Annotated in this window: 24 protein-coding genes; 11 read left to right on the forward strand and 13 right to left on the reverse strand. The window is 63.0% G+C overall.

Annotated features, from left to right (window positions below; translation table 11 throughout):
• The first annotated feature begins 2 nt into the window (after positions 1-2).
• Both ACSSV3_RS02360 and ACSSV3_RS02365 read left to right on the forward strand, forming a co-directional pair.
• Positions 3-461 carry a Zn-ribbon domain-containing OB-fold protein gene (locus tag ACSSV3_RS02360; protein ID WP_354325710.1) on the forward strand — a complete coding sequence of 153 codons (459 nt, stop codon included), beginning with the start codon at positions 3-5 and terminating at the stop codon, positions 459-461.
• Complete coding sequence (locus tag ACSSV3_RS02365) at positions 458-1,633, forward strand: thiolase family protein (protein WP_354325711.1); 1,176 nt, start codon at positions 458-460, stop codon at positions 1,631-1,633. The genes ACSSV3_RS02360 and ACSSV3_RS02365 overlap by 4 nt, the downstream gene beginning before the upstream one ends.
• On the opposite strand, the gene ACSSV3_RS02370 is transcribed toward ACSSV3_RS02365, so the two are convergent.
• The 8 genes from ACSSV3_RS02370 to ACSSV3_RS02405 are packed head-to-tail and all read right to left on the reverse strand — an operon-like array spanning position 1,620 to position 10,919.
• Positions 1,620-2,954: an amidohydrolase family protein gene (locus ACSSV3_RS02370; protein WP_354325712.1), complete on the reverse strand. Its 1,335-nt coding sequence runs from the start codon at positions 2,952-2,954 to the stop codon at positions 1,620-1,622. The genes ACSSV3_RS02365 and ACSSV3_RS02370 overlap by 14 nt on opposite strands.
• A complete protein-coding gene (locus ACSSV3_RS02375) occupies positions 2,945-3,862 on the reverse strand; it encodes a CoA transferase (RefSeq protein ID WP_354325713.1) in 918 nt (305 codons plus the stop codon). The genes ACSSV3_RS02370 and ACSSV3_RS02375 overlap by 10 nt, the downstream gene beginning before the upstream one ends.
• Positions 3,859-4,836: an enoyl-CoA hydratase/isomerase family protein gene (locus ACSSV3_RS02380; protein WP_354325715.1), complete on the reverse strand. Its 978-nt coding sequence runs from the start codon at positions 4,834-4,836 to the stop codon at positions 3,859-3,861. The genes ACSSV3_RS02375 and ACSSV3_RS02380 overlap by 4 nt, the downstream gene beginning before the upstream one ends.
• 31 nt (positions 4,837-4,867) lie before the next feature.
• A complete protein-coding gene (locus ACSSV3_RS02385) occupies positions 4,868-6,097 on the reverse strand; it encodes a CaiB/BaiF CoA transferase family protein (RefSeq protein ID WP_354325716.1) in 1,230 nt (409 codons plus the stop codon).
• A 15-nt stretch (positions 6,098-6,112) separates the two neighbouring features.
• A complete protein-coding gene (locus ACSSV3_RS02390) occupies positions 6,113-7,588 on the reverse strand; it encodes an aldehyde dehydrogenase family protein (protein ID WP_354325718.1) in 1,476 nt (491 codons plus the stop codon).
• A 10-nt stretch (positions 7,589-7,598) separates the two neighbouring features.
• On the reverse strand, positions 7,599-8,864 hold the full coding sequence (locus ACSSV3_RS02395; protein ID WP_354325720.1) for a cytochrome P450: 1,266 nt from the start codon (positions 8,862-8,864) through the stop codon (positions 7,599-7,601).
• A gap of 13 nt (positions 8,865-8,877) precedes the next feature.
• Complete coding sequence (locus ACSSV3_RS02400; RefSeq protein ID WP_354325721.1) at positions 8,878-9,606, reverse strand: SDR family NAD(P)-dependent oxidoreductase; 729 nt, start codon at positions 9,604-9,606, stop codon at positions 8,878-8,880.
• A complete protein-coding gene (locus tag ACSSV3_RS02405) occupies positions 9,603-10,919 on the reverse strand; it encodes an amidohydrolase family protein (protein ID WP_354325723.1) in 1,317 nt (438 codons plus the stop codon). Before ACSSV3_RS02405 ends, ACSSV3_RS02400 begins: the two co-directional genes overlap by 4 nt.
• 138 nt (positions 10,920-11,057) lie before the next feature.
• On the opposite strand from ACSSV3_RS02405, the gene ACSSV3_RS02410 reads away from it, so the two are divergent.
• Both ACSSV3_RS02410 and ACSSV3_RS02415 read left to right on the forward strand, forming a co-directional pair.
• Complete coding sequence (locus ACSSV3_RS02410; protein WP_354325725.1) at positions 11,058-11,483, forward strand: Zn-ribbon domain-containing OB-fold protein; 426 nt, start codon at positions 11,058-11,060, stop codon at positions 11,481-11,483.
• Positions 11,480-12,664 (forward strand): thiolase family protein, encoded by a 1,185-nt coding sequence (locus tag ACSSV3_RS02415; RefSeq protein WP_354325727.1) that lies wholly within the window; start codon positions 11,480-11,482, stop codon positions 12,662-12,664. Before ACSSV3_RS02410 ends, ACSSV3_RS02415 begins: the two co-directional genes overlap by 4 nt.
• Here the strand turns inward: ACSSV3_RS02415 and ACSSV3_RS02420 are convergent.
• The 5 genes from ACSSV3_RS02420 to ACSSV3_RS02440 form a co-directional block, all read right to left on the reverse strand.
• Entirely contained in the window at positions 12,661-13,452 is a 792-nt protein-coding gene (locus ACSSV3_RS02420) for a FadR/GntR family transcriptional regulator (protein WP_354325729.1), read from the reverse strand. The genes ACSSV3_RS02415 and ACSSV3_RS02420 overlap by 4 nt on opposite strands.
• 88 nt (positions 13,453-13,540) lie before the next feature.
• Entirely contained in the window at positions 13,541-14,395 is an 855-nt protein-coding gene (locus ACSSV3_RS02425) for an SDR family NAD(P)-dependent oxidoreductase (RefSeq protein ID WP_354325731.1), read from the reverse strand.
• Between the two features lie 2 nt (positions 14,396-14,397).
• Positions 14,398-14,838, reverse strand: a complete 441-nt coding sequence (locus ACSSV3_RS02430) for a VOC family protein (protein ID WP_354325733.1) — start codon at positions 14,836-14,838, stop codon at positions 14,398-14,400.
• Positions 14,828-15,331, reverse strand: coding sequence for an SDR family oxidoreductase (locus ACSSV3_RS02435; protein WP_354325734.1), 504 nt, complete (start codon positions 15,329-15,331; stop codon positions 14,828-14,830). Before ACSSV3_RS02435 ends, ACSSV3_RS02430 begins: the two co-directional genes overlap by 11 nt.
• A complete protein-coding gene (locus ACSSV3_RS02440) occupies positions 15,331-16,212 on the reverse strand; it encodes an SDR family oxidoreductase (RefSeq protein WP_354325736.1) in 882 nt (293 codons plus the stop codon). The genes ACSSV3_RS02435 and ACSSV3_RS02440 overlap by 1 nt, the downstream gene beginning before the upstream one ends.
• 82 nt (positions 16,213-16,294) lie before the next feature.
• Here ACSSV3_RS02440 and ACSSV3_RS02445 point away from each other — a divergent pair, with 82 nt between their 5' ends.
• Genes ACSSV3_RS02445 through ACSSV3_RS02475 form a run of 7 tightly spaced genes read left to right on the forward strand, consistent with a single transcriptional unit; the run spans position 16,295 to position 22,272 of the window.
• Positions 16,295-17,152 (forward strand): SMP-30/gluconolactonase/LRE family protein, encoded by an 858-nt coding sequence (locus tag ACSSV3_RS02445; protein WP_354325737.1) that lies wholly within the window; start codon positions 16,295-16,297, stop codon positions 17,150-17,152.
• Positions 17,145-17,570: a nuclear transport factor 2 family protein gene (locus ACSSV3_RS02450; protein ID WP_354325739.1), complete on the forward strand. Its 426-nt coding sequence runs from the start codon at positions 17,145-17,147 to the stop codon at positions 17,568-17,570. Before ACSSV3_RS02445 ends, ACSSV3_RS02450 begins: the two co-directional genes overlap by 8 nt.
• Positions 17,567-18,631, forward strand: coding sequence for a phosphotransferase family protein (locus tag ACSSV3_RS02455; RefSeq protein ID WP_354325740.1), 1,065 nt, complete (start codon positions 17,567-17,569; stop codon positions 18,629-18,631). Before ACSSV3_RS02450 ends, ACSSV3_RS02455 begins: the two co-directional genes overlap by 4 nt.
• 11 nt (positions 18,632-18,642) lie before the next feature.
• Positions 18,643-19,923 carry an acyl-CoA dehydrogenase family protein gene (locus tag ACSSV3_RS02460; RefSeq protein WP_354325742.1) on the forward strand — a complete coding sequence of 427 codons (1,281 nt, stop codon included), beginning with the start codon at positions 18,643-18,645 and terminating at the stop codon, positions 19,921-19,923.
• On the forward strand, positions 19,920-20,675 hold the full coding sequence (locus tag ACSSV3_RS02465; protein WP_354325744.1) for an SDR family NAD(P)-dependent oxidoreductase: 756 nt from the start codon (positions 19,920-19,922) through the stop codon (positions 20,673-20,675). Before ACSSV3_RS02460 ends, ACSSV3_RS02465 begins: the two co-directional genes overlap by 4 nt.
• Positions 20,672-21,409, forward strand: a complete 738-nt coding sequence (locus tag ACSSV3_RS02470; RefSeq protein WP_354325746.1) for an enoyl-CoA hydratase/isomerase family protein — start codon at positions 20,672-20,674, stop codon at positions 21,407-21,409. Before ACSSV3_RS02465 ends, ACSSV3_RS02470 begins: the two co-directional genes overlap by 4 nt.
• Positions 21,406-22,272 (forward strand): SDR family oxidoreductase, encoded by an 867-nt coding sequence (locus tag ACSSV3_RS02475; RefSeq protein WP_354325748.1) that lies wholly within the window; start codon positions 21,406-21,408, stop codon positions 22,270-22,272. The genes ACSSV3_RS02470 and ACSSV3_RS02475 overlap by 4 nt, the downstream gene beginning before the upstream one ends.
• The last annotated feature ends 15 nt before the right edge of the window (positions 22,273-22,287 follow it).

Below are 22,287 nucleotides of genomic sequence, written 5' to 3' on the forward strand. Positions count from 1 at the left end.
AATTGACATACCGTCAATACCAATCGCCGCCATGGCGGCCTTGGGAGAGATTCGACGTGCGGCCATTGCCCGAACTGACTGCAGAGAACACCGCCTTCTGGACCGGGGGCGAACACGGCGAATTGATGATCGCCTTTTGCGGCGATTGCCGCAAGGCGGTCCATCCGCCGCAGCTGCTCTGCCCGGCCTGCCATTCGCAGGCGATGGCCCCGCGGGCGGTGGTGGGGACCGGCACGGTGTACAGCTTCACTGTCAACCATCAGCCGTGGCTGCCGGACATGAAAGTGCCCTTCGCCATTGCCGTGGTCGATCTGGACGATGCCCCCGGCGTGCGGGTGACGGCTTCGGTTATGACCGACGATCCGGACAGCGTGCAAATCGGCCAGCCGATGCGGATCGCGTTCGAAGCAAGCGGCGATGTCTGGCTGCCGCTATGGCGCCCGGCGGGAGACAAGGCATGAACGCGCTTGCCAAGGCCGCGATCACCGGGGTGGGTATGTCCGACATTGGCCGCAACACCGGCCGCCCGGCCATGCTCCACCTGGCCGAAGCGGCCGACCGGGCTCTGGCCCGAGCTGACCTGACCTGCGCCGACATTGACGGGATCGCGACCTATCCCGGCAAGGCCGATGGCAGCCCCGGCATGTCGCCGCTCGGCACCGGGGAAGTGCGCGGCGCGTTGGGCCTGAAGACCCGCTGGCACAGCGCCGTGCCCGATGGCCCGGCCCAAATGGCTCCGATCATGGTAGCGGCAATGGCGGTGATGACCGGCCAGGCGCGGCACGTGCTGTGCTTTCGCGCGCTGACCGAAAGCTCCTCGCAAAGCGCCGGGCGGCGGGCCAGCATTCCCGGTGCCGACAAGAACCAGATTGGCGGCTGGCTGAGCTGGCTGGTCCCGATAGGCGCGATGTCGGCCTCCAACTGGGCCGGGTGGATTACCAACCGCTATTTTCATGAATTCGGCATGACCCGCGAACACCTAGGCATGATCGCCGTGGCCGAACGCCAATGTGCGCAGCTGAACCCGCAAGCGGTGATGCACAAACCGCTGACTATGGAAGATTACCTCGCAGCACGGATGATCTCCTCCCCGCTCGGCCTGTTCGATTGCGATATTCCGATCGACGGCGCCGCAGTGGTAATCGTCTCTGCTGCCGATGCTGCGCGCGATTGCCGCCTGCCGCCGCTCTCGATCGAAGCGATGGGATCTGCCCTCAGCTCTCTAGAAACCTGGGACCAGCGTCCGGACCTGACTACCATGGGCGCCCACGACGCCGGAGCCGACCTGTGGAGCCGAACTACGTTCAAGCCGAACGACGTGGATGTACTCGGCCTTTACGACGGATTCTCAATATTTGTGCCTATCTGGCTAGAAGCACTCGGTTTTTGTGGCCATGGCGAGGCCAAGGACTTGATCGCCAGCGGCGCCATCGGCCCGCGCGGGCAGTTTCCGGTCAACACAGGCGGCGGACAATTGTCTGGCGGTCGCCTGCATGGATTCGGCCTGCTGCACGAGGTCTGCCTGCAACTGTGGGGCGAAGCCGGCGCGCGCCAGGTGGCGAACGCGCGGACGGGCGTTTGTGGCATGGGCGGCGGCTTCATCGCCGGGGCCATGCTGCTCAATCGCGCCTGAACGCCGTTTCGCCCGCAATCATCGTCAATTGCAAGCGCTCAGCCGACAGGTCAGTGAGAACCTCGGACAGTGTGCCTTCGCAAAGGATCAGGTCAGCCGCTTTGCCAGGGGTAATGTCCTCCGAGCAGTATAGACGCAGGGCAGTGATGGCATTTATCCGCTGGCCTGGTCCCAGCACCAATCCCCCTGCCGTGCGTCGGACACAGGCTGCACGCATGGCAAGCCAGGGGTCGGCGCTGGCATAAGGTGCGTCAGACCCGGCCAGCATGGCAATACCAGCGTGCAGCAGTCCGGCTGCAGGGTACAGCTCCTCCCACACCTCCGGATTGATCGTAGCGGCATAGCGATCGCCCCGGTCGTGGATAAAAGCGGGGTTCGTCACCACCTGCAAACCCATATCAGCGATCACCGGCACGAACGCGGCTGGGATCAACCCGCCATGCTCAATCCGGTCACAGGGCCGGGCTCCTCCCGCTGCCTCTAGCGATGCAAGGTAAATTGCCAGTTCGGCCTCGGTCACGCAGTGCGCCGCGACGGCGCGACTGCTGGCTCGTGCTGCGGCAATACGGTGTGCCAATTCGTCCACCGCTGGCAAGTCGCGTTCGTCGAGATCAAGCTTGAGCGGCCCGAGTCGGTAACCGACCCCCACCACCAGCGCCTCGCTTCCCATCAGGGTCAGCCGTTGTGGAACCGCGTCGGCGAGAATTCGTGCTTCCTCCGGGCCATTATGCGCCGTAGCATCGGTCAACGCGGTCACACCAAGGGCGGCAAGTGACCGTCCCTCTGCCTCCAAATCCGGCAAGGTTTGTGGCAAGGCCTGAGCCAGCCAGCGATCCTCGCGCCAAAATCGGCCAGTAGGCTGGCCAGCGGCATTGCGTTCGGCACCTGGCGGCAGGGCCAATCCCTGCAGCTGCTTCAGCGCGAGGCTGTTGAGCACACGCAGCGCCCCGGTTCGATCAGCAAGGCGCACCGGGCGATGCTCTACCCATCTGTCTAGCAACGCCGCATCGGGTATCCCGGCGGCACGTTCGTCGTAACCGACAGCCCTGATCCAGCCATTTCCTGGCGAGGTGCGGAGGCGATTTGCCACCTCGTCCGTGCCGGTAAGGCCCGCCAGATCGACCGACTGCCGCCGGGCTGCTTGGGCGAGGATATGGAGATGATGGTCATGCAAACCGGGCAAGAGTAGCCTCCCCCGCCCATCTATTTCCTCACTCGCCCGATCAAGTTTGGGCCCGACTGCGGCAATCATGCCCCGCACAATCGCTACATCGACCGGCGGCCCGCCCCACGGGCATACGTTGCGCAGAACTAGGGGCATCGCAGCGACTCCGCATAGGCAGCAGCGACCCTGGCCATGGCCAAGTCGATCAATCCACGCTGCCCGGCGAGCACCGCCAGAGCCCCTTCCAACCCGGTCAAGGGATCGGCAAGGGCATCACCAAGAAATCGCGGCGCACCGTGCTCCCATTGCACAAGACCGCCAGCCACCGCGCAGTCATCACCAAAGCCAACCCGCACAGCGCCCTGTCCAGTAAACCCGTGTGCCGTAATCGCCACCCAGGTGAGGTTCGGGAACTGCTCAGGTTCTAGCCCGAGGCGGGCGAGCGCGGCGGGGCGGGCAGAGGTAACCAACACTTCGGCTTCGGCCAGCTTGGCGCGCAGTGCCGCACGCCCGGCATCATTGCGCAGGTCAAGCGGCAGCCGCATCTTGCCGCTGTTGAGCCGGACATCAAGCAGCGGGGAACTGACTGGGGTCGGGTCGGGCCGACCCGCGCTCTCGATCCGCACAACCCGGCTCCCGGCCTGGGCGAGCAATCCGGCGCATAGCGGCCCGGCCCAAAGTGCGGATAGGTCCACAACGAGTTCTGGTACGTGTGCGATGACAGGGCCGGTCAGGGATTGTGGCATGCTCTCACCCGGTAGAGCGACGGGAAGCTGTAGTTCCACCGCACGGTCGCGTAGCGCCATCGCGCTCTGGCCAGCGGCATAGGTGGCCATGTCAGCCTCTCCCTTGCACAAGGCTGGGAGCAGTTCCCGGTCGCACTCGCGCGCTAGGTTCAGCGCCAGCCAGCCGTCAGCGCAGCGCAGCAGGTGACAATGCCGATTGGCCGAGGTCAGTCCCGGCTCCGCCAGTCCGCTCAGCGCATCCCGGGCCAGCAGTTCCGCCGGAGTTAACCCAAGCTCAGCAAGGCGGGGTTCAAGCAAGGCGTGAAGCGCGGCGGTCATCGCTCGATCGCGTGGATCAGCCCCCAGTCCAGCGCCTGCCGCGCCCCGATCCGAAAGGCACCCAACGCCAGCCACAGCAACCGGTGCCGCCCAATCGCGTGGGCCAGCGTGACCGTTCCCCCCGCACCGGGGATCAGGCCCATTCGCAATTCGGGCAATTGCACCACCAGATCTGGCGCGGCCACGCGGAAGGCCGCAGCGGCCGGGACTTCGATCCCGGAACCAATACAGGCGCCGTGGAGATACACTTCGGCCCGCGCGTCCAGCCGGTGGAGCAGCCGCGCGCAAGACCGCTGGGTGCGAATCACATGGGCGGCAGCAAGGTCATGGGCACTACCAAATTCGGAAAGGTCGCCTCCGGTTGAAAAGCAGCGCCCTTCGGCCCGAAGCGTAAGGCTCGGCTCGCTAGGATCCTCCAACACATTGGCCAACGCTTCGTAGAGAGCATCGCGCATCATGGCGGTCATCGCGTTATGGTTGCCGGGCGAGACGAGCCACAGGGTGACAGTATCGCCATCGCGGTCGTAGCGCACCGGCGGCAGCTCTTGCGCACCGCTGCTGTTGCGCTCCGCCCCAGCCATCCACTGGGCAAACTCCCCGCCGCCAAGGAGCGCCGAATAAGTCAGCGATTCCATTTCCAACGCGTCCTCGAAGTCTAACCTTTCGCCCAGCCGCAGCAAACGGGCGAGCACGGCAGTAGCAATTGGAGCCTGCGCTGCAGTCTGGTCTACGGTGGTAAGTTGTGTTTCCAGCCGTTCCGGCGCAACGCTCACCCACGGTGCCGGCGCAGCGGCGCGGCTGGTGACCAGCGCGTCGTAGCCAGCGGGGTCGACCTGCGGCAGCGCCCCACCGCGGTCGACCAGCACCGTCACCGCGCCAGTCGGCACAGCCTCACCAGGCGCCAGCATTACTAGCGGCGAACCGCTTAGCGGGGACAGGGCCTCTGCGGCGAGCAGGTCGGTCGGATCGGGCATAATGCCCCGCTTCTTGGGGCAAAGCCGCCCGTCAGGCAATCGCCCCCTTGGCCTTCAGCGCCTCGATCTTGTCCCATTCCAGCCCCATTTCCATCAGGAACAGTTCGGTATGCTCGCTCGCCTCAGGCGCACGGGTGTTGCTGACCACTTGCTGATTGAACTGGACGGGGTTGGAAACCAGCTTGATCGGCTTGCCGCCATCGGCGCTTTCCACCTCAAAGATCCAGCCGTTGGCCGCGACCTGTTCGTCATTCTCGATATCGAGCGGCGACTGATAGGCGGCCCACTGCCCTTTCATCGTCTTGAGCCGTTGCATCCAGTAGCCAAAGGGCTGCTTGAGAATGGCGGCGCGGACCAGCAGGTGCGCGGCCTCGGAATTCTCGGTCAGTTGCTCGATGGACGAAAAGCGCGGATCTTCGACGCATTCGGGAATGTCGAGGTGGGCGAAGGTATCCGCGATCAGCTGCGAGGGCGAAAGCACCGTCAGATTGATGTAGCCTCCGTCGCTGGTCTTGAACACGCCCATGAACGGGTTGGAACCGACCACGGTTTTGCCGGGCAGCGGGTTGGCAAAGGGATCGACCTGCATTTCGATGCAGACGTCAATCGCGCAGGCCGTGGCCCAGATGCCCGAAGACAGCAGCGAAACGTCGACCTCGGTCGCCTCGCCGGTGCGTTCGCGGTGGAACAGTGCGGCGGCGATCCCGCCGGCGATGTTCATGCCGCCGATGGTATCGCCATAGGCCGGACCCGGCTGGGTCAGCGGCCCTTCCAGCTCGCGTGGGGTGGCCAGGATGGCCGAGCCGCCGCGCGCCCAGAAGGCGGTGGAATCGAACCCGCCCTTGTCGCGTTCCGGCCCCTTCTCGCCAAAGGCAGAGCCGCGCACATAGATGATGTCGGGATTGGCGGCGCGGATGTGTTCCAAGTCGATCTTCAGCTTCTGACGGGCGCTGGGCAGGTAATTGGTCAGAAAGATGTCGCAGGTCTTGGCGATCTCGTAGAGTAGCTCCTGCCCTTCCGGCGTCGAGATATCGATGCCGACACTGCGCTTGCCCCGGTTAGGGTGCTGCATTAGCGCGTTGCGGCGCTGGTCGAGGGCAAAGCGCTGCAATTCCTTGATCCCGCGCTGCGCGTCGCCACGCACCGGGTGTTCGATCTTGATCACGTCAGCACCCCAATCGGTCAGCACCGCACCCGCCGCCGGAACGAAAGTGAACTGCGCCACTTCCAGCATCCGGATGCCCTTCATCACCTGGGTCATTTGCCCACTTCTCCCTTATCGCGCACTGAAGCTGATTACTTTCTGGTAGGTGAATTCATTGAGGCCATCCTCGCCGTATTCGCGGCCATAGCCAGAGCGCTTGATCCCCCCGAAAGGCGCGTCGGACAGCATGGTCCCGGCCCCGCCGTTGATCGAAACCCCCCCGGTGCGGATCCGCAAGGCCATTTCATAGGCTTTGCCCGCATCGGCCGAAAAGATCGCGCCAGACAGGCCGAAGTCGCTGGCATTGGCGAGCGAAATGGCTTCCTCGTCATCGTCATAGCCGATCACCGCACCGATCGGCCCGAAAACCTCTTCTTGGGCTAGGCGGCTGTCATTCTTCACATTGTCGAACAGCGTTGGCTCAAAGAAGAAGCCCTTGTCGAAACCGTCTGGCCTCTTGCCGCCCGAAACCAGAGTCGCGCCTTCGTCCTGCGCGATCTGGACGTATTGCTCGGTCCGCGTCCGCGCCACCTCGCGGATCAGCGGGCCATAGCTAACCGTGGGATCGGCGGGGTTGCCGATCTTGATGTGCGCCAGCATTCCTCTCAGCATTTCGACGAATTGCGGGCGGACCGAATTATGCACCAAGTGCCGAGTTGTCAGCGCGCAGCCCTGCCCGCAGTGGACCGTAAAGCCGCCCAGCCCGGCCATCGCCGCCTGTTGCAGATCGGCATCGGGGCGGACGATCAGCGCGGACTTGCCTCCCAACTCCATCACGATTCGCTTGAGCGTCGGCGCACCCTGGGCCTGAATCATGGCACCCACCTTGTCCGATCCGGTGAAGTGAACGAGATCAACGCGCGGATCGCTCGTTAGTATCTGCCCGGCCTCGATATCTCCGGTTACGATGCTCAGCACGCCCTTCGGCAAGCCGGCCTCGTCCGCGATCTCGCCCAGGATCAGCGCTTCCATCGGAGTATAGGGTGAGGGCTTCAACACCACGGTACAGCCGACCACCAGCGCAGGCACAACCTTGCCGACGTTGAGAAAGAATGGGAAGTTGTAGGGCGATATCGCCGCCACCACGCCGACAGGTTCGCGCACCACCACCCCGGTGCCCAGCGTGGTCGTGCCTGCGGCATTGGGAGTCAGTTCCACAGGCAGGCTGGTCACCGCCGGGCGGCTCGCCACTTCCACCGTGCGGCGGGCGTGCTTCATCGGGATGCCGTATTGCATGAACCCTGCCAATATCTGGGTTGCCCCGGCTTCGGCGACGATCATCCGCACGATATCGTCGCGTCGCGCTTCGATGCAATCGAGGAAGCGATGCATCAAAGCCTGGCGCTGAGCGACCGGCAGGCGCGGCCAGTCGCCATGGTCGAACGCGTGGCGAGCGGCAGCGATCGCCGCTTCGACCTGTGCGACGCTGCCAACCGGGGCCTCGATCAGAAGGCTTTCGTCCGCCGGGTTAATTATCGCCTCGCGTCCGGGGGCAGGTTGCCATTCACCGCCAATGTAGACGCAGTCTGGGTGTTTTAGGAAAGTCATCGCTTAGTCCTCAGTTCGGGTCCCAAATGATCGGCAGGTTGCGAATCGACAGCAATCCGGGAGTTACGGTGGTATCGGTGCCGGGCTTGACCCGGAATTGCGGCACCCGCTGGAAAAATTCGTCGAGCAGAATGCGCAGCTCACGCCGGGCCAGGTGCGCACCTAGGCACAGATGTACCCCGCCGACGAAGGTGTAATGGCGGTTGGGGCTGCGTGCGGGATCAAACTTGCGCGGTTCGGGAAACTGCGCTGGATCGAAATTGCCCGAGGAATTGAGGCAAGTAATGTAGTCCCCTGCCTTCAGTGTAACCCCGTCCCACTCCAGATCCTGCTTCACGAGCCGGAAGGAATTGACCAATGGCTGGGTCCGCAGGAATTCCTCCACCGCGCTGTTGCGCAGGTCAGGTTCAGCCCGCAACCGCGCTTGCAGGTCTTGATCCAGCGCCATGCGGCGGAACATCTGGCTAATGGTCGAAGCGACCGTATCCAGCCCACCCAACCACAGAAACCAAGTCATCCCGATCACTTCGTCTGGCTCCAGCGGGCGACCATCGATCTCGCCATTAGCGATATAACTGCCCAGCCGTTCATCTGGCCGGGCCTGTTTTTCGGCAATGAATTCACGCAGGTAGGCAATCACCTGGCGCACCGCATCGCCCATCCGCTGGTGATCGCGTGAATGGAGGATTTCCCATTCCCAGACTAGGAACTGCTCGAACATCGAGAACGGCAGACCCATCAGGTCAAGGAAGACCTGGACCGGATAGACTCGGCCAAAGTCATAAGCGATGTCGACTTCGCCCTTACCGGCAAAGCCCTCGATCATTTCCACCGCCATGGCCCGCACCTGCGGCTCCAACTTCTTTAAAGCGACCGGCGTGAAGTGACTGTTCAAAAAGCGGCGATAGATGCCATGTTGCGGCGGATCGACCCCCAGCGGCAATGAAGGGAAGGTTTCACCGGCGAGCAGCTGAAACTGCGCGACCCCTTGGGTGCTGAAGTGGTCGTTGTCCTCATAAACTCGCTGGATATCGTGGTAATGCGAGACGCACCAAGTGCCCTTGGACTTGTCAATGAACGGATAGGGGCTGTAGAGAAGACGCGGCACCCCGGGCGCGCGCAGGATGTCCGTTTCGACATAGGGGTCGAGCAGGTCGTTGGGGCTGTGGCCCATGGCAAAGCGCACATCCACTACCCGGTCGCGCGGGACATGAGCCGGGGCGGGTTCATCGACCCGCCAGACGTCTGGCACCGCGTAAGCCTGTTGATCGGTCATTTTCCGGTCCTCTTCAAAAATCGGTTCCGCCATCGATGTTGATCAACGCGCCGGTCAGGTAGGCGGCCTTGTCCGACAGCAGGAAAGCGATCAGCTCACCCGCTTCGCGCGGGTCGCCGATCCGGTCTAACGCGGCCTTCATGCCATAGCGGTCGCGCATCTCGCTCCAAAGCACGGCAGGATCGCCTCTGCCCAGCGCCTCGGTTGCCGTGGCACCGGGGGCCATGCAGTTGGCCCGGATGCCATCGGCACCGTGAGCCTTGGCCAGACCCTTGGTCAGCACCGCCACCGCCGCTTTCATCGCCGCATAATGCAACAGGGCCGGTTTGGGCGCGCGCACCGAAAAGGCCGCACAGGTAACGATCGAACCGCCCCCACTTGCCCGCAGCGCCGGAACCCCCACCCGCAAGGACCGCACCACGGTCAACACCTGGGTGTCGAACATTTCGGCCCATTCGGCATCCGACAGACCAAGCGCATCGCCGCGCGAGCCGATCGGGCCAGCGGTGACGGCAATCCCGTCAAGCCTTCCGAGATGGGCCACGCCGCGCGCCACCGCCGCCTCCAATCCGCCCTGATCGCTGCCTTCGCCGTGACCGCCGAGTTCATCCGCCACCTGCCGGGCGCGCGCTTCATCGCGCCCGATCAGGACGATGCGGTGCCCCTCGTCCGCCAGAATGCGCGCTGTCGCCAGCCCGATTCCCGCAGTACCGCCCACCACGATGTGGCAACGGCCGCTCATGCCGAGGCGAACATCCGTTCGATATCGCCGGACGTCACCGGGCGGCGCGCCTTGCCGACCAGGTCCATGCTGTCGGTTTTCAGCCCGCCTAAGTTGTGGCGCGGGGACACGTCCACGTCCTTGCCCAGTTCGCGCAGGTGACCGACGGTGCAGTTGGCCTTTCCGCCGTTCAGCGCTAACGCGTCAAAGCTGTATTCGCGGATCACGTTTTCATGGGTGATCTTGTCGATCACCGTGCGGTCCAGCCCGTTGACCGAGGCCCACAGGTATTCTGGCACGTTCGGCCAGACCGTGTCCGAATGTGGATAATCGCATTCATAGGCGACCATGTCGGCGTTCATGTAATCGAGGTTCTTCACCCCGAACTGGTCATCGATGAAGCAACTGATGATGTGCCGCTTGAACACATCCGAAGGCCGTTCGGCGCCGAAATCGCTGAACGTCCATTCGTGGTGGTGTTCATAGGTAAAGTCGGCCCGCTCCAGGAAATAGGGCACCCAGCCGATCCCGCCTTCGGACAGGGCCATGCGCAAATCCGGATAACGCTTCCAGAAGCTGGCGAACGTCCAGTCGGCTGCCGAATTGGCGATGGAGATTGGCATGGCGGTGATCCACGCGTCGATCGGGCTTTCCGGGCTGGGGTGCAGCGCCCGCGCGCCGGTGCCGATGTGGCAGTTGATCACCATCCTGTAATCGTTGCAGGCCTTCCAGAACGGTTCCCAGTATTCGTTGTGGATGCTGGGCAGGCCGATGTTGGACGGGTTGTCGGAAAACGACACGGCGTGAACACCAAGGTCGCTCATCCGCTTCAGTTCCTTCAGTGTCTCGGCCATGTCCCAGGCAGGCACCAGACACATCGGGATGAACCGGCCGGGGGCGGCGGCGCACCATTCCTGCACGTGCCAGTCATTCCAGGCGCGGACCGCCAGCAGGGATGCCCCCGGGTCCTTTTGCGCCATGCCGACGAAGACTCCGCCCGCAAAGCTGGGCATGGTGGGGAAATTCAGGCTGGCCAGCACGCCGTTGGCGTTCATGTCATCGACGCGCAGCTTGGGATCATAGGTGCCGGGGCGGAGCTGGTCGAACGTGGTCGGCTCCATCCCGTATTCGCTGCGCGGGCGGCCGACCACGGCGTTGAGGCCGATGGTGGGAAAGCGCGCGCCGTTCCACAGCCAGATGTCCTTGCCGTCTTCATGAACGATCCGGGGGGCCTGGTCCTTCTTGCCTTCAGGATAGTGGCGGATGAACGCCTCGGGCGGTTCGATCGCGTGATCGTCCACGCTGATGATCACCATGTCTTCCATCTGCATCATACGTCTCCCGGGTGCCGGCCACGGCCCGTTGGGTCCGCGACTCAATAATTGATGATGTGTCAATTTATCGAATGGACGACTTGGACGCAATGGCTTATCGTCAACCTGGTTAGATAAGTGAGAGAGGGGAAAGGCGCCATGAACCAGCCGGCACCACCGCTGCGCATCCTGCCGGCGATCGATCTGGACAGCCAGCGATACTGGACTTCCGGCAAGGACGGGGTGCTGGTGATATTCAAGTGCCATTCGTGTGCCACTTATGTGCACCCGCCCGTACCCTTCTGTCCCGCTTGTGAGAGCGTTGAGGTGGAGCCGGCACCCGTTTCAGGGCGCGGCAGGGTCGAAACCTTCACGATCAATCACAAGGCCTGGGTGCCGGGCCTGCCGGTGCCCTATGTCCTCGCCCTGGTCGCGCTGGAGGAAGCCCCCGAAGTGCGCCTGGTCGGCAACATCACCCATTGCGATCCGGCCGAAGTGACCTTCGGTATGCCGGTAGACGTATGGTTCGAACCGGCCGAAGACCTGTGGATTCCGCTGTTCCGTCCAGTCGGAGGCGCCGTATGACCGCCTACGCCGAAAAGAACACCGCGATCACCGGCATCGGCATTTCCGATGTCTCGCGGGGGGCCAGCAAGTCGGCACTGGCGCTGACTGTCGATGCCGCAATGGAAGCGATCCGCGATGCCGGGCTGACCCGTGCGGACATCGACGGAATCGCCACCTGGCCGGGCGAACGTGCTGATGGATCGGGATTTTCTCCGGTCGGCTGCGCGTCCTTGCAAGATGCGCTGCGGCTCAAGGTGGGCTGGTACGCCGGCGGCGGTGAGGCCCCCGGTCAGTATGGCGCGGTATTCAACGCGATCGGCGCAATTGCTGCGGGCCTGTGCCGCAACGTGCTGATTTTCCGCACGATGTACGAGGCAACCGCCCGCAAGACCGCCTATGCCAACGCACTGTTGAAGGACGGCCAGCGCCAGGCCGGGCCATTTTCCTGGTATGCCCCCTACTACACCTATTCCGCCGCCTTGCAGCAGGCGCTGTTCTTCAACCTTTATGTCCACAAAAGCGGAATCACGCCCGAACAGGTCGCGCAGATCCCGATCAACCAGCGCCGCAATGCCGGGTTGAACCCCAACGCGGTCTATCGCACCCCGATCACGCTGGACGATTACCTGGCCTCCCCGATGATCGCCACCCCGCTGCGGCTCTATGACTGCGACGTGCCCTGTGACGGCGCGGTGGCGATCATCGTTTCGCGGCTGGACGTGGCCCGCACCCTGCGCAACCCGCCGGTGCGGATCGAGGCGGTGGGATCATCGATGCAGTACCGCAATTCGTGGACGCAATTGGACGCGCTCGACACCCAGGCGCAGCCCAAAGTGGCCGAGATGATGTGGAGCCGAACCGACCTGAAACCCGCCGATGTGGACATTGCCCAGCTCTATGACGGTTTTACGTTCCACACGCTCAACTGGCTGGAAAACTTTGGGTTTTGTGAGCGATACGGCGCCAAGGATTTCATCGAGGGCGGAAAGCGGATCGCGTTGGAAGGGGAACTGCCGGTCAATACCGGCGGCGGGGCGCTGTCAGGCGGGCGGCTGCACGCCTATGGCGCGGTGCACGAGGCCTGCACCCAACTATGGGGCCGGGGCGGCGCACGGCAGGTGAAAGGCAACCCGCAAGTGTGTGCAACTTCGACCGCTGGCGGCCCATTGGCCGGCGCTATGCTGCTCGTGCTCGACTAATCGCCGAGCGAGTCCACCACCCGGCTCCCTTCGCCTTCGCTAGTCCAGGTGGCATTGGCATTAGTCAGGTGCAACCGCCAGTGTGCTACCGCTGGCTCAACCTCACCGGCCTGAATCAGGTCGACGACCTTCTGGTAGGATCTGAGACCGGCCCGGTGACTTTTGCGCCGTGCATCCTGCGACCGGGAATGGCGGCGCTGAAACTCTATCTGGTGCTTGCCCGCCAGGTTGAGCAACATCCGGCTCATGAAGGTAATGGTCTTCAGGCCCGTGGCAGCTACCAGCGACTGGTGGAACACCTCGACTTTGGCGATAAACTCCTCGTGCCGATCGTCGTTCAGCATGGCTTCCATTTCAGTCAGCAATGCACGCAACTTGACGATAGCGCCGCCACCCTTGGCGGTCGCCAGCCAGCGAACCACCGAAGGTTCGATCGCGAGGCGTGCCTGGTAAAGGTCGGCAATCGTGGTTCCCTGGGACTCAAGGACGTAGCCTGCGTAGCGTGAAACAAGTTCGACCGAGGGCTTGTGGACCTTGGCACCGGTCCGCGAACCACGCACGACGCTAATCAAACCTTCCGCCTCGAGTATACGGAAGGCTTCGCGCAAGGTCGGTCGGGAAATGCCGAGGCTCTCCATCAACTGCCCTTCGGGCGGAAGCGAATCACCTTCATTGAGATCGCCTCGCACGATTTGCCCACGGATCTTGTCTGCAACGATTTCGCTGGTCTTCGGCACGTGGATGCGCTGTTGCCTATTCACAATATCATCGATCGAACCAAGCAGCATAGAACCATCCCTTTGCGACAACAATGCGCGATAGGGCTACATAGTGAACTTGGTTTTATAACTGAAGCGGAAAGTTGCCATCCGGAACCTAACTGCCGAACGACAGGCCTTCGTTGAGCGTCCACTTTGCGTTGCGGCCCCGCACCCAGCCGCCAGCCGCCCAAGTGCCGCCATCAACTGGCAACAACACACCAGTTACATAAGACGCCATGGAAGAGCAAAGGAAAACCGCCGCATCTGCACATTCCCAATCCTGCCCTTCTCGCCCGAGCGGGATTAGCCGGTTCATCGCATCGACTTCTTCCGGCGAATGGCGTCGCCAAGTCGAAGTATCCACCGGCCCAACGCGGTTGCCCTGATTGCCTGGGGTGATTGTGTGATCCGGAGCAAGGCAGTTGACCCGGATGCCGTGGCCGGAAAGCTCGACCGCCATCGACTTTGTGAAGCTGAGCATTCCGGCCTTGCAAGCGGCGTAGACGGCAAAATTGGGTGCTGCGCGCTCCGCCTCGATCGAGGCGACGTTGACAATCGCCCCACCCCGGCCCTCACGGATCATGATCGGTGCTGCGGCATGGGTCGCAGCCAGCATCGAAACAAGGTTGATGTCGATATGCCGCCGCCAGCTGCGCTCGCTTTGCTCCAGGAACGGCCGGGCCGCTGTACCGCCGGCGTTGTTGACGAGGATGTCGATCCGCCCGAACTCGGCATCGGCGGCGGCAATCCCGGTACGCAAGGCCCCGGTATCCATCACATCGCCGATGATCGGCAGAGCGCGGCGACCCAGTTCGCGGATCCGCGCCGCCGTTTCATCGGCTCTTTCCGGCACGATCTCGAACAGGGCCACATCGGCCCCGGCCTCAGCCAGTCGCACCGCGACAGCCCGGCCAATTCCGCCACCGCCGCCTGTTACGAAGGCCGCTTGCCCTTCCAGAGAAATCGTCATGCTCATTTCGCGTCCCCCCCGACCGGACAGGTCCGGCAATATTCGATCCGGTGCCCGTCGGGATTCAGCAGAAAGAAGAATTCCGCATCCTGACCGCGCCGAACCCCATCGGCATCGACCGGGAAACCGGGGAGTTCGGAATAGTCGAACATAGCGCCCCGCGCCGTCAGCAATGCCCGCAAGGGGGCGAGCAACTGCCGGTTCATCAGCGCCACGTCGACCCGTTGGCTGCCCGATTGAGGTGTGCGTCCCTGAACCAACCACAGCTTGACCCCGCCAAGGCGAAAGCAGGCCATCGGGACGGTGCCGCCGTCCTTGCTCCGGTCCTCACCACTATAGATCGGCTCGGCCCCGAACACGCGGGTATACCATGCAATCGAGGCCCCAAGATCGACCACCCGAAGGTTTACATCGAGCTTTCCATTAAGCGGATCAGCCATCATTCAGCCCAACGCCCATCACCGCACCGGTGACATAGGCAGCATAGTCGCTGGCCAGATAGGCGACGAGATTGCCGAGCGTTGATCCCTGTTCGAAAGTTAGCACCGCATTGATCCGGATCCCGTCGCGGGCCCATTCCACCCCCAGCGTCTTGGTCAGGTTGGACAGCGCCCCAGCGGCAGCGGCTTGATCGCTGCCCAGTGCTTGTTCAGGTGCACCAACAAAGATCACTGCTCCACCCTGGCTCGCCGCGCGCCGTTCCGCAGCGAAATCGCGGGCCAGCAGAAATCGCTGGTCCAACCCGTGATCGAGCGCAGCGCGCCATTCGGCGTGGCCTAGTTCGTGCACCGGCTTAATTGGCGGAGACGCGGCGACATGGACCAGCACATCGCAGTTCCCTTCAGTGACAAAAGTTGCGCCCTGCGCTTTAAGCGCGGCGCCAATGGCCGGGCTTTCCCCAACCAGACGCGCGGTCCTTCCGGCAAGCCAGCCCATCAGCGCCAACCCCAGGGCCCTTCGACCCGTTCACGTGGGGGAACATAGTCTGGCATCATCAGCGAGCGGCGCAGGCTTTCCCCGCCGTCCTGAAGGATCACCTGCCCGGTCAGCCCGGCGAACAGGGGCGAGCAGGTCATCACCGAAAGCCAACCAAACTCGTGGATCGAGCCGGTCCGCCCGGCTGGGATCATGTTCTGGAGCACTTCGGTGGTGCCTTCACGCCGCCCGGCCGTGGAGGTTTCATGCGGGAAGAATCCGGCAGCAATGGCGTTGACCCGGATGCCGAACGGTGCCCATTCGCGCGCCATTGCCTTCGTCATAGTCGCCTGGGCGGTCTTTGCCGCAGCCGAATGGGCGTCGCCGGGAAAACCGGTCCAAATATACTGCGCCGAGTTGTTGATGATCGCGCCGCCCACCCCCCGCGCAATCAGGCGGCGGGCGAATTCGGTGGAGCACAAGAACGTTCCGTCTATGGCGATCCGCGTCACCGCGTTCCAGGCGTTGACCGAGATATCTTCGGCCAGGACCGGAAAGTTGGCCCCGGCATTGTTTGCCAGCAGGGTAACCGGACCGAGCATCGCCTCGGCTTCGTCAAAGGCGGCGGCCACCTGATCGGGCAGACGCACATCGCAGCTTATCGCATGAACCTTCACCCCCAGCGCCGCGATCTTTGCCGCGCCTTCCTGCGCCTTTACCAGACTGCGGCCCATCACCGCGACCTGCGCCCCACCTTGTGCGAAGGCCCGCGCCATCGCAAGACCCATTCCCGTTCCGCCACCGGTGACCAGTACGGTCTGTCCAGCAAAGATGTCCGCAGGATAAGGCGGAGACTCAAATGAGGGTGGCGTGGTGACAAGGTGGTGGTTGGGGACTGGCATGCAAACCTCCTCCTGATAGGCTTGCGCAGCACTGAAGGTCATGTCAAGACATAGATAACTAAGTTATATAGGATTAGCGCCGATGGAAATCCTCGCCGAAGGGCTGGCCTTCCCGGAAGGTCCGGTGGTCATGCAGGATGCCTCGATCATCGTGGTCGAGATGGCGGGAGGCCGCATCACGCGTTGCTGGAACGGCCGTACCGAAACGGTTTGTGCTATCGGCGGCGGGCCTAACGGGGCAGCGATTGGCCCGGATGGCGCGCTCTATGTCTGCAACAACGGCGGGCTCGACCCGGCAAAGTTCCAGAGCGCACGCGGCCCCGGCTGCGAAGGCCGGATCGAGCGGGTCGATCTCGCCACGGGTCGGTTCGAACGCATCCAAGACGCGTGCGACGGTATAGCGCTGGAAGCTCCAAACGATCTGGTCTTCGATGCCGATGGGCGCATGTGGTTTACTGATCTTGGCAAGAGCCACGACGGCATCCGCACTGCCAGCGGCCTGTTCACCTGCTTGACCGATGGAGCCTCAATCACTGCAATCAACCGTCATGCTGTCAGCTACAACGGTATCGGTCTCTCGCCGGACGGCAATTCGGTCTATTGTGCCGACACGCATCAGGCTCGGCTTTATCGCTATGCCTGCAAAGTTGAGGCACAGCGGCCGGAATGGGTTGCCACCGCTCATGGAGCGGTTGGGTTCGACAGCCTGGCCGTGACCGCCGCCGGCACCGTCTGCGTGGCCACCCTGTTCGAAGGCGGCATCACCACCATCACTCCCGACGGACAAAGCAGCAAGCGCAATTTCGACGATGTCTATGTTACCAACATTGCCTTCGGAGGGCCGGATATGAAGGACACCTACATCACTCTGTCCAGCAGGGGACTACTGGTGAAGGTCCGGTGGAACGAACCCGGACTCAAGCTCAATTACTATGCTTGATCCCACTGCAGACCGCGATGCCATCCGCCACCTGCTGGCGACCTATACCTATAACGGCGATCGCGGCCGGATTGCGGAGTTAGCTGCCTGCTTTGCGGCTGAAGGCGTTCTGGAGTTTCCAGGTGTCGCAGCGACCGGACCGGATGCAATCTATGCCGCGTTGACCGCTGGCGACCCGAGCGATCCGCGCCGCACCTTCGTGCGCCACCACACAACCAACCCACTGATTGAAATGGACGGCAATGCGGCTATCGCGCGGAGCTATTTCTCGGTCTGGTCAAACCACGGTCCCGATCATGCCGGAACCTATTCCGACCGATTGGTGCGAACCTTGAAGGGCTGGCGTTTTGCCCACCGGACGGTGCGGATCGATTGGCAGGCCGAAGGCAGTCTGTTCCGGCGGATGGTGACGCAGTGACCGTTACACCCGATCTCGCCGACGTGGAACGGTTGACCGCATGGCTAGACGGGAACGTCCCGCAGCTAGGTACTGGCCCGCTAAATGTCGCGCATCTCCACGGCGGCACCTCCAACGTGATCCTGACGCTCAATCGCGGCGGGCCGGACATGGTACTGCGCCGCCCGCCAACTGTCCCACCGCCCGGCTCGGACAAGGGAATTCTGCGCGAGGCGCGGGTGCTGACTGCGCTCAACGGCACACCAGTGCCGCACCCACACTGTTTCGGTTCCTGCGCCGATATCGAGGTCATCGGCGCACCGTTCTATGTGATGGAGCGGGTCCAGGGCTGGGCCGCCGAACTGCGTGGCGAGCACATATATCACCGCGCCCCATTCGATCGCGCACCAAGCGAGTATGGCATCGCCTATGCCATGGTCGATGGCCTGGTCGCCCTTGCCAATGTCGATTATCGGACGGTCGGCCTTGACGGGTTCGGAAAGCCTGACAATTTCCTCGAACGCCAGGTGGATCGCTGGGAAAGCCAGATCCGCTCCTATCCGGATCTTTATGGTTCCTCATGGCGCGATCTGCCGGGTTTTGCCTATGCTCGCGATTGGCTTCGCGCCAATCTGCCCGACGATTTCCGTGCCGGAATCATCCACGGCGACGTTGGCACACCCAACGCTCTGTTCGCCTTCGATCGGCCTGCCCGACTGACCGCGCTGATCGACTGGGAGCTCTCGACTATCGGCGATCCGCTGATCGACTTGGCCTGGTTCACTGGCCGCCTGCGCGACGAAGCCAAGCCGGACGAGATCGGCGCGGCGGCGCTCTACAACATTGCCAATTTCCCGACCCGGCAGGAACTGGCCCGGTATTACGCCGCCGGCACCGGGCGGGACCTCTCCAACTTCGATTACTACTGCGTGCTGGCAGCCTACAAGAGCGGCTGCATTCTTGAATACAAGGTAGCGCAAAGTGCGGCGGAAATCTTGCCTGCAACCACCGGTGCCTTTTTTGATAAACTGGTACGCGCTGCCTTCACGCGGGCCGAAACACTGGCTCGCGCGGCCGGATGAGGAGAGCGATCATGTGGCAGTTTCAGACCGACCCCGAAGTACAGGCCGAGCTCGATTGGTTGCTCGACTTCGTGAAGCGCGAAGTCGAACCGCTCGATGTCCGGTTCCCCGGTCACGGCGCACCCTATGACGTATCCAATGCAGAAAGCCGCGCTGCGATCCGCCCACTGCAGGACGAGGTGAAAAAGCGCGGACTGTGGGCCTGCCATCTTGGCGAACACCTGGGCGGGCCGGGCTATGGCCAGTTGCGGCTGGCGCTGATGAACGAGATCCTTGGCCGCTCTTATTGGGCACCGACGGTGTTCGGCACCGCCGCGCCCGATACCGGCAATGCAGAAATCCTCGCCCAATTCGGAACCGAGGCGCAGAAGGTGCAGTATCTCAAACCGCTAATGGACGGCGAAATCGTCTCATCCTTCTCGATGACGGAGCCGCAGGCCGGTGCCGATCCCAAGGAATTCATCTGCCGCGCCTGGCAGGATGGGGACGAATGGGTAATCGAAGGGGAGAAATGGTTCTCCTCGAACGCCCGCTTCGCCGCCTTCCTGATCGTCATGGCAGTAACAAATCCAGACAATCCGCCGCACGGGCGGATGTCCATGTTCATCGTCCCCACCGATACCCCTGGGGTAGATATCCTGCGCAACGTCAAGACGTTGGGCGACAGCCATTTCCGCGATGAAGGCACCCACGCCTATATCCGCTATAATCAGGTGCGGGTGCCGCTGGATGCCATGCTGGGTCAGCCGGGGGAAGGCTTCAAGGTGGCTCAGGCGCGACTGGGCGGCGGGCGCGTCCACCACGCGATGCGAACGGTTGGTAAGTGCCAGCGCGCGCTCGACATGATGGCCGAACGCGCCAATTCCCGCCGTACGCAAGGCAAGTTTCTGGCCGAGCATCAGTTCGTGCAAGGCATGATTGCCGACAGCTGGATCGAACTGGAGCAGTATCGCCTGCTGGTACTCAAGACTGCCTGGACCATCGACGAGGTCGAAGCCGGCCGCTCGCCGCCTGTCGCCCCGCGCACGTTAATCGCGATGTGCAAGGTGCAGATGGCCAAGGTTTATCACGACATAATCCAACGCGCGATTCACCTGCACGGCAGCCTGGGCGTGACATTGGAACTGCCGCTGGCCGATTGGTGGGCGGGGGTACCCAGCCTCGCTCTCGCCGACGGGCCGACCGAAGTGCACAAAGCCCAGGTCGCCAAGGCGCTGCTCAAGCGAGGCGCGACCGCGCCGGGGCTGTTCCCCAGCGAGCATTTCTCGACCCGGAAGGAAGTACTGGCATGATGGACCCGTTGTTCGACTTCACCGGCAAGGTGGTACTGGTAACGGGCGGCAGCCGCGGCCTCGGTTATCAGATGGTCAAGGCCTTTGCGGAGCGCGGCGCGAATGTGATCATCGCAAGCCGCAAGCTGGAAAACTGCGAGACGGTGGCGGAGGAATGCCGCCGATTGGGCCGCCGCGCGCTGGCCGTGGCCACGCATGTCGGACGCTGGGCTGAATGCGACGCATTAATCGAGGTGGCGTACAAGGAATTCGGTCGGATCGATGTGCTGGTCAACAATGCCGGGATGTCACCGCCCTGCCCGAGCCACGAGATGCCCGAAAGCCTGTTCGATTCGGTGATGAACCTGAACTTCAAGGGCCCATTCCGTTTGGCCAGCCAGATCGGCCACCGAATGGCTGATGGTGCCAATGAACACGGGGGTGGCTGCATCATCAACATCAGCTCGACCGGCGCACTGATGGCCTTGCCGGGCGTGGTTCCCTATGCCGCAGCCAAAGCTGCGCTCAATGCCATGACTGTGTCGCTGTCCCGTGAATATGGCCCCAAGGTGCGGGTCAACACGATCAGCGCCGGGCCGTTCCTGACAGACATCGCCGAAGCGTGGGATCCCAAACGCCGCGAAAAGCAGCCGGTCGCGCTGGGCCGGCCCGGTCGGCCGGAAGAGATCGTCACCGCAGCGCTGATGCTCGCCAGCCCGGCCAGTTCCTACACCACTGGTGCCTTGCTGAGAGTCGACGGAGGACAACGATGAGCCATCCCCTCCTTCTATTCGAGCGCGACGGCGCCATCGCCACGCTCACGTTAAACCGGCCCGACAAGCGCAATGCCATCAACCTTGCGCTATGGACCGAACTGGACAACCATCTTGCGGCGATCGAGGCAGCGGGTGACGCGATCGCGGTAGTCGTGCTACGCAGCACTGGCACGGTGTTCTCCGCTGGCAATGACCTGAACGAACGCGGAGCCAAAGCTCCCCGCCCCTATTACCAGGCCGGGATCGTCACCCGGCTGGCAGAGCTGCCTCAGCCGGTGATCGTCGCGGTTCAGGGTGGCTGCTTCACGGGCGGGTTGGAACTGGCGCTGGCCGGAGACATCATCGTTGCAGCCGAAAGCGCCAGTTTCGCTGATACCCACGGCAAGTTCGCCCTCGTTCCGGCCTGGGGCATGAGCCAGCGCCTGCCGCGCCGGGTCGGCCAGTGGAAGGCCCGTGAGATCAGCTTCACTGGCCTGCCCGTTTCCGGCACCGAAGCCGCGCGGATCGGCCTTGCCAACCACTGCGTGCCCGACGACGATGTGGATTCGACGGTCGCACGACTTGCCAACGCCAACGTCGGACAGAGCCGCCACAGCGTGTTCGCCTACAAGAAGCTCTACGTCGAACAGGCCGACCTGCCCTTGGAGGCCGGCCTAGCGCACGAAGTGTTTGCCAGCGCCGGGGTCGGTCCCGAATTTGCCGCGCGGGTCAACCGGGAGTTCGGGAAATGATGATCAACCACGTGGACAAACGTGTCGTTATTACCGGGGCCGCATCGGGCATCGGTAAGGCGCTTGCTGAATACCTCGCCGCACAGGGAGCACGACTGGTGCTGTCCGATATTGATGCTGGTCGGGTCAAAGCTCTCGCCGCCGGACTTAACGGGGCGATCGCGCTTCGATGCGACGTGAGTAACCATGCCAGCGTCGAAGCTCTAGCTGAAGCGGCACAAACGGAACTGGGCGGGATCGACCTAGTCTTCGCCAACGCCGGGACGATCCTCAATGGCCCACTCGTCAAATCCACGCCTGAAGAGTTCGACTGGCTGATGGGCGTCAACCTGCGCGGCGCGTGGTCTTCGATGACTGTATTCGCGCGGGCCTTGCTGGCGCAAGACGAAGGCGGTAAAATTTGCGTCACCGCATCAGAACATTCGCTGGGCCTGCAACACAGCGGTGCAGGAATCTATACCGCCAGCAAGCAGGCCGTGCTTGCCATGGCCGAAGTACTACGGACGGAACTGCCCAGGAAAGTCGGGATCAGTGTGTTCTGCCCCGGGCTGGTTTCAACCGGGCTGGCAGATGCTGTTCGTCCCCCGCACCTGCGTCAGCCCAAAGACCACCAGCGCGAGTTATCCCGCGCAGTCCAAGCACAGGGGATGAGCGCCACCGAAGCCGCTGAGGCGGCGATTGCCGGAACCTTCCGAGGCGACTTCCTGATTGTCACCCATCCCAATTCGTTCGCAGCAGCGCAAATTCGTCATGCCGAAATCGAAGCAGCCTTTGCCGCCCAGGCTCCTGCCGGGGATGATACCGGGCGCTATGACGTAAACCGGATTGTCGCCGAATTGATGAGCAAGCCACAGGGCTCATAATATGCCTCGCATGGT

The sequence above is a fragment of the Porphyrobacter sp. MBR-49 genome, from assembly GCF_053628655.1.

What these genes read in the sequence shown, in the direction of transcription:
- ACSSV3_RS02370 (WP_354325712.1), bottom strand. Translation starts at nt 2,954, where the DNA reads ATGCCCCTAGTTCTGCGCAACGTATGCCCGTGGGGCGGGCCGCCGGTC.
- ACSSV3_RS02475 (WP_354325748.1), top strand. Translation starts at nt 21,406, where the DNA reads ATGATGATCAACCACGTGGACAAACGTGTCGTTATTACCGGGGCCGCA.
- ACSSV3_RS02420 (WP_354325729.1), bottom strand. Translation starts at nt 13,452, where the DNA reads ATGCTGCTTGGTTCGATCGATGATATTGTGAATAGGCAACAGCGCATC.
- ACSSV3_RS02440 (WP_354325736.1), bottom strand. Translation starts at nt 16,212, where the DNA reads ATGCCAGTCCCCAACCACCACCTTGTCACCACGCCACCCTCATTTGAG.
- ACSSV3_RS02470 (WP_354325746.1), top strand. Translation starts at nt 20,672, where the DNA reads ATGAGCCATCCCCTCCTTCTATTCGAGCGCGACGGCGCCATCGCCACG.
- ACSSV3_RS02425 (WP_354325731.1), bottom strand. Translation starts at nt 14,395, where the DNA reads ATGACGATTTCTCTGGAAGGGCAAGCGGCCTTCGTAACAGGCGGCGGT.
- ACSSV3_RS02415 (WP_354325727.1), top strand. Translation starts at nt 11,480, where the DNA reads ATGACCGCCTACGCCGAAAAGAACACCGCGATCACCGGCATCGGCATT.
- ACSSV3_RS02375 (WP_354325713.1), bottom strand. Translation starts at nt 3,862, where the DNA reads ATGACCGCCGCGCTTCACGCCTTGCTTGAACCCCGCCTTGCTGAGCTT.
- ACSSV3_RS02410 (WP_354325725.1), top strand. Translation starts at nt 11,058, where the DNA reads ATGAACCAGCCGGCACCACCGCTGCGCATCCTGCCGGCGATCGATCTG.
- ACSSV3_RS02400 (WP_354325721.1), bottom strand. Translation starts at nt 9,606, where the DNA reads ATGAGCGGCCGTTGCCACATCGTGGTGGGCGGTACTGCGGGAATCGGG.
- ACSSV3_RS02450 (WP_354325739.1), top strand. Translation starts at nt 17,145, where the DNA reads ATGCTTGATCCCACTGCAGACCGCGATGCCATCCGCCACCTGCTGGCG.
- ACSSV3_RS02395 (WP_354325720.1), bottom strand. Translation starts at nt 8,864, where the DNA reads ATGACCGATCAACAGGCTTACGCGGTGCCAGACGTCTGGCGGGTCGAT.
- ACSSV3_RS02445 (WP_354325737.1), top strand. Translation starts at nt 16,295, where the DNA reads ATGGAAATCCTCGCCGAAGGGCTGGCCTTCCCGGAAGGTCCGGTGGTC.
- ACSSV3_RS02380 (WP_354325715.1), bottom strand. Translation starts at nt 4,836, where the DNA reads ATGCCCGATCCGACCGACCTGCTCGCCGCAGAGGCCCTGTCCCCGCTA.
- ACSSV3_RS02390 (WP_354325718.1), bottom strand. Translation starts at nt 7,588, where the DNA reads ATGACTTTCCTAAAACACCCAGACTGCGTCTACATTGGCGGTGAATGG.
- ACSSV3_RS02365 (WP_354325711.1), top strand. Translation starts at nt 458, where the DNA reads ATGAACGCGCTTGCCAAGGCCGCGATCACCGGGGTGGGTATGTCCGAC.
- ACSSV3_RS02465 (WP_354325744.1), top strand. Translation starts at nt 19,920, where the DNA reads ATGATGGACCCGTTGTTCGACTTCACCGGCAAGGTGGTACTGGTAACG.
- ACSSV3_RS02430 (WP_354325733.1), bottom strand. Translation starts at nt 14,838, where the DNA reads ATGATGGCTGATCCGCTTAATGGAAAGCTCGATGTAAACCTTCGGGTG.
- ACSSV3_RS02405 (WP_354325723.1), bottom strand. Translation starts at nt 10,919, where the DNA reads ATGATGCAGATGGAAGACATGGTGATCATCAGCGTGGACGATCACGCG.
- ACSSV3_RS02460 (WP_354325742.1), top strand. Translation starts at nt 18,643, where the DNA reads ATGTGGCAGTTTCAGACCGACCCCGAAGTACAGGCCGAGCTCGATTGG.
- ACSSV3_RS02385 (WP_354325716.1), bottom strand. Translation starts at nt 6,097, where the DNA reads ATGACCCAGGTGATGAAGGGCATCCGGATGCTGGAAGTGGCGCAGTTC.
- ACSSV3_RS02435 (WP_354325734.1), bottom strand. Translation starts at nt 15,331, where the DNA reads ATGGGCTGGCTTGCCGGAAGGACCGCGCGTCTGGTTGGGGAAAGCCCG.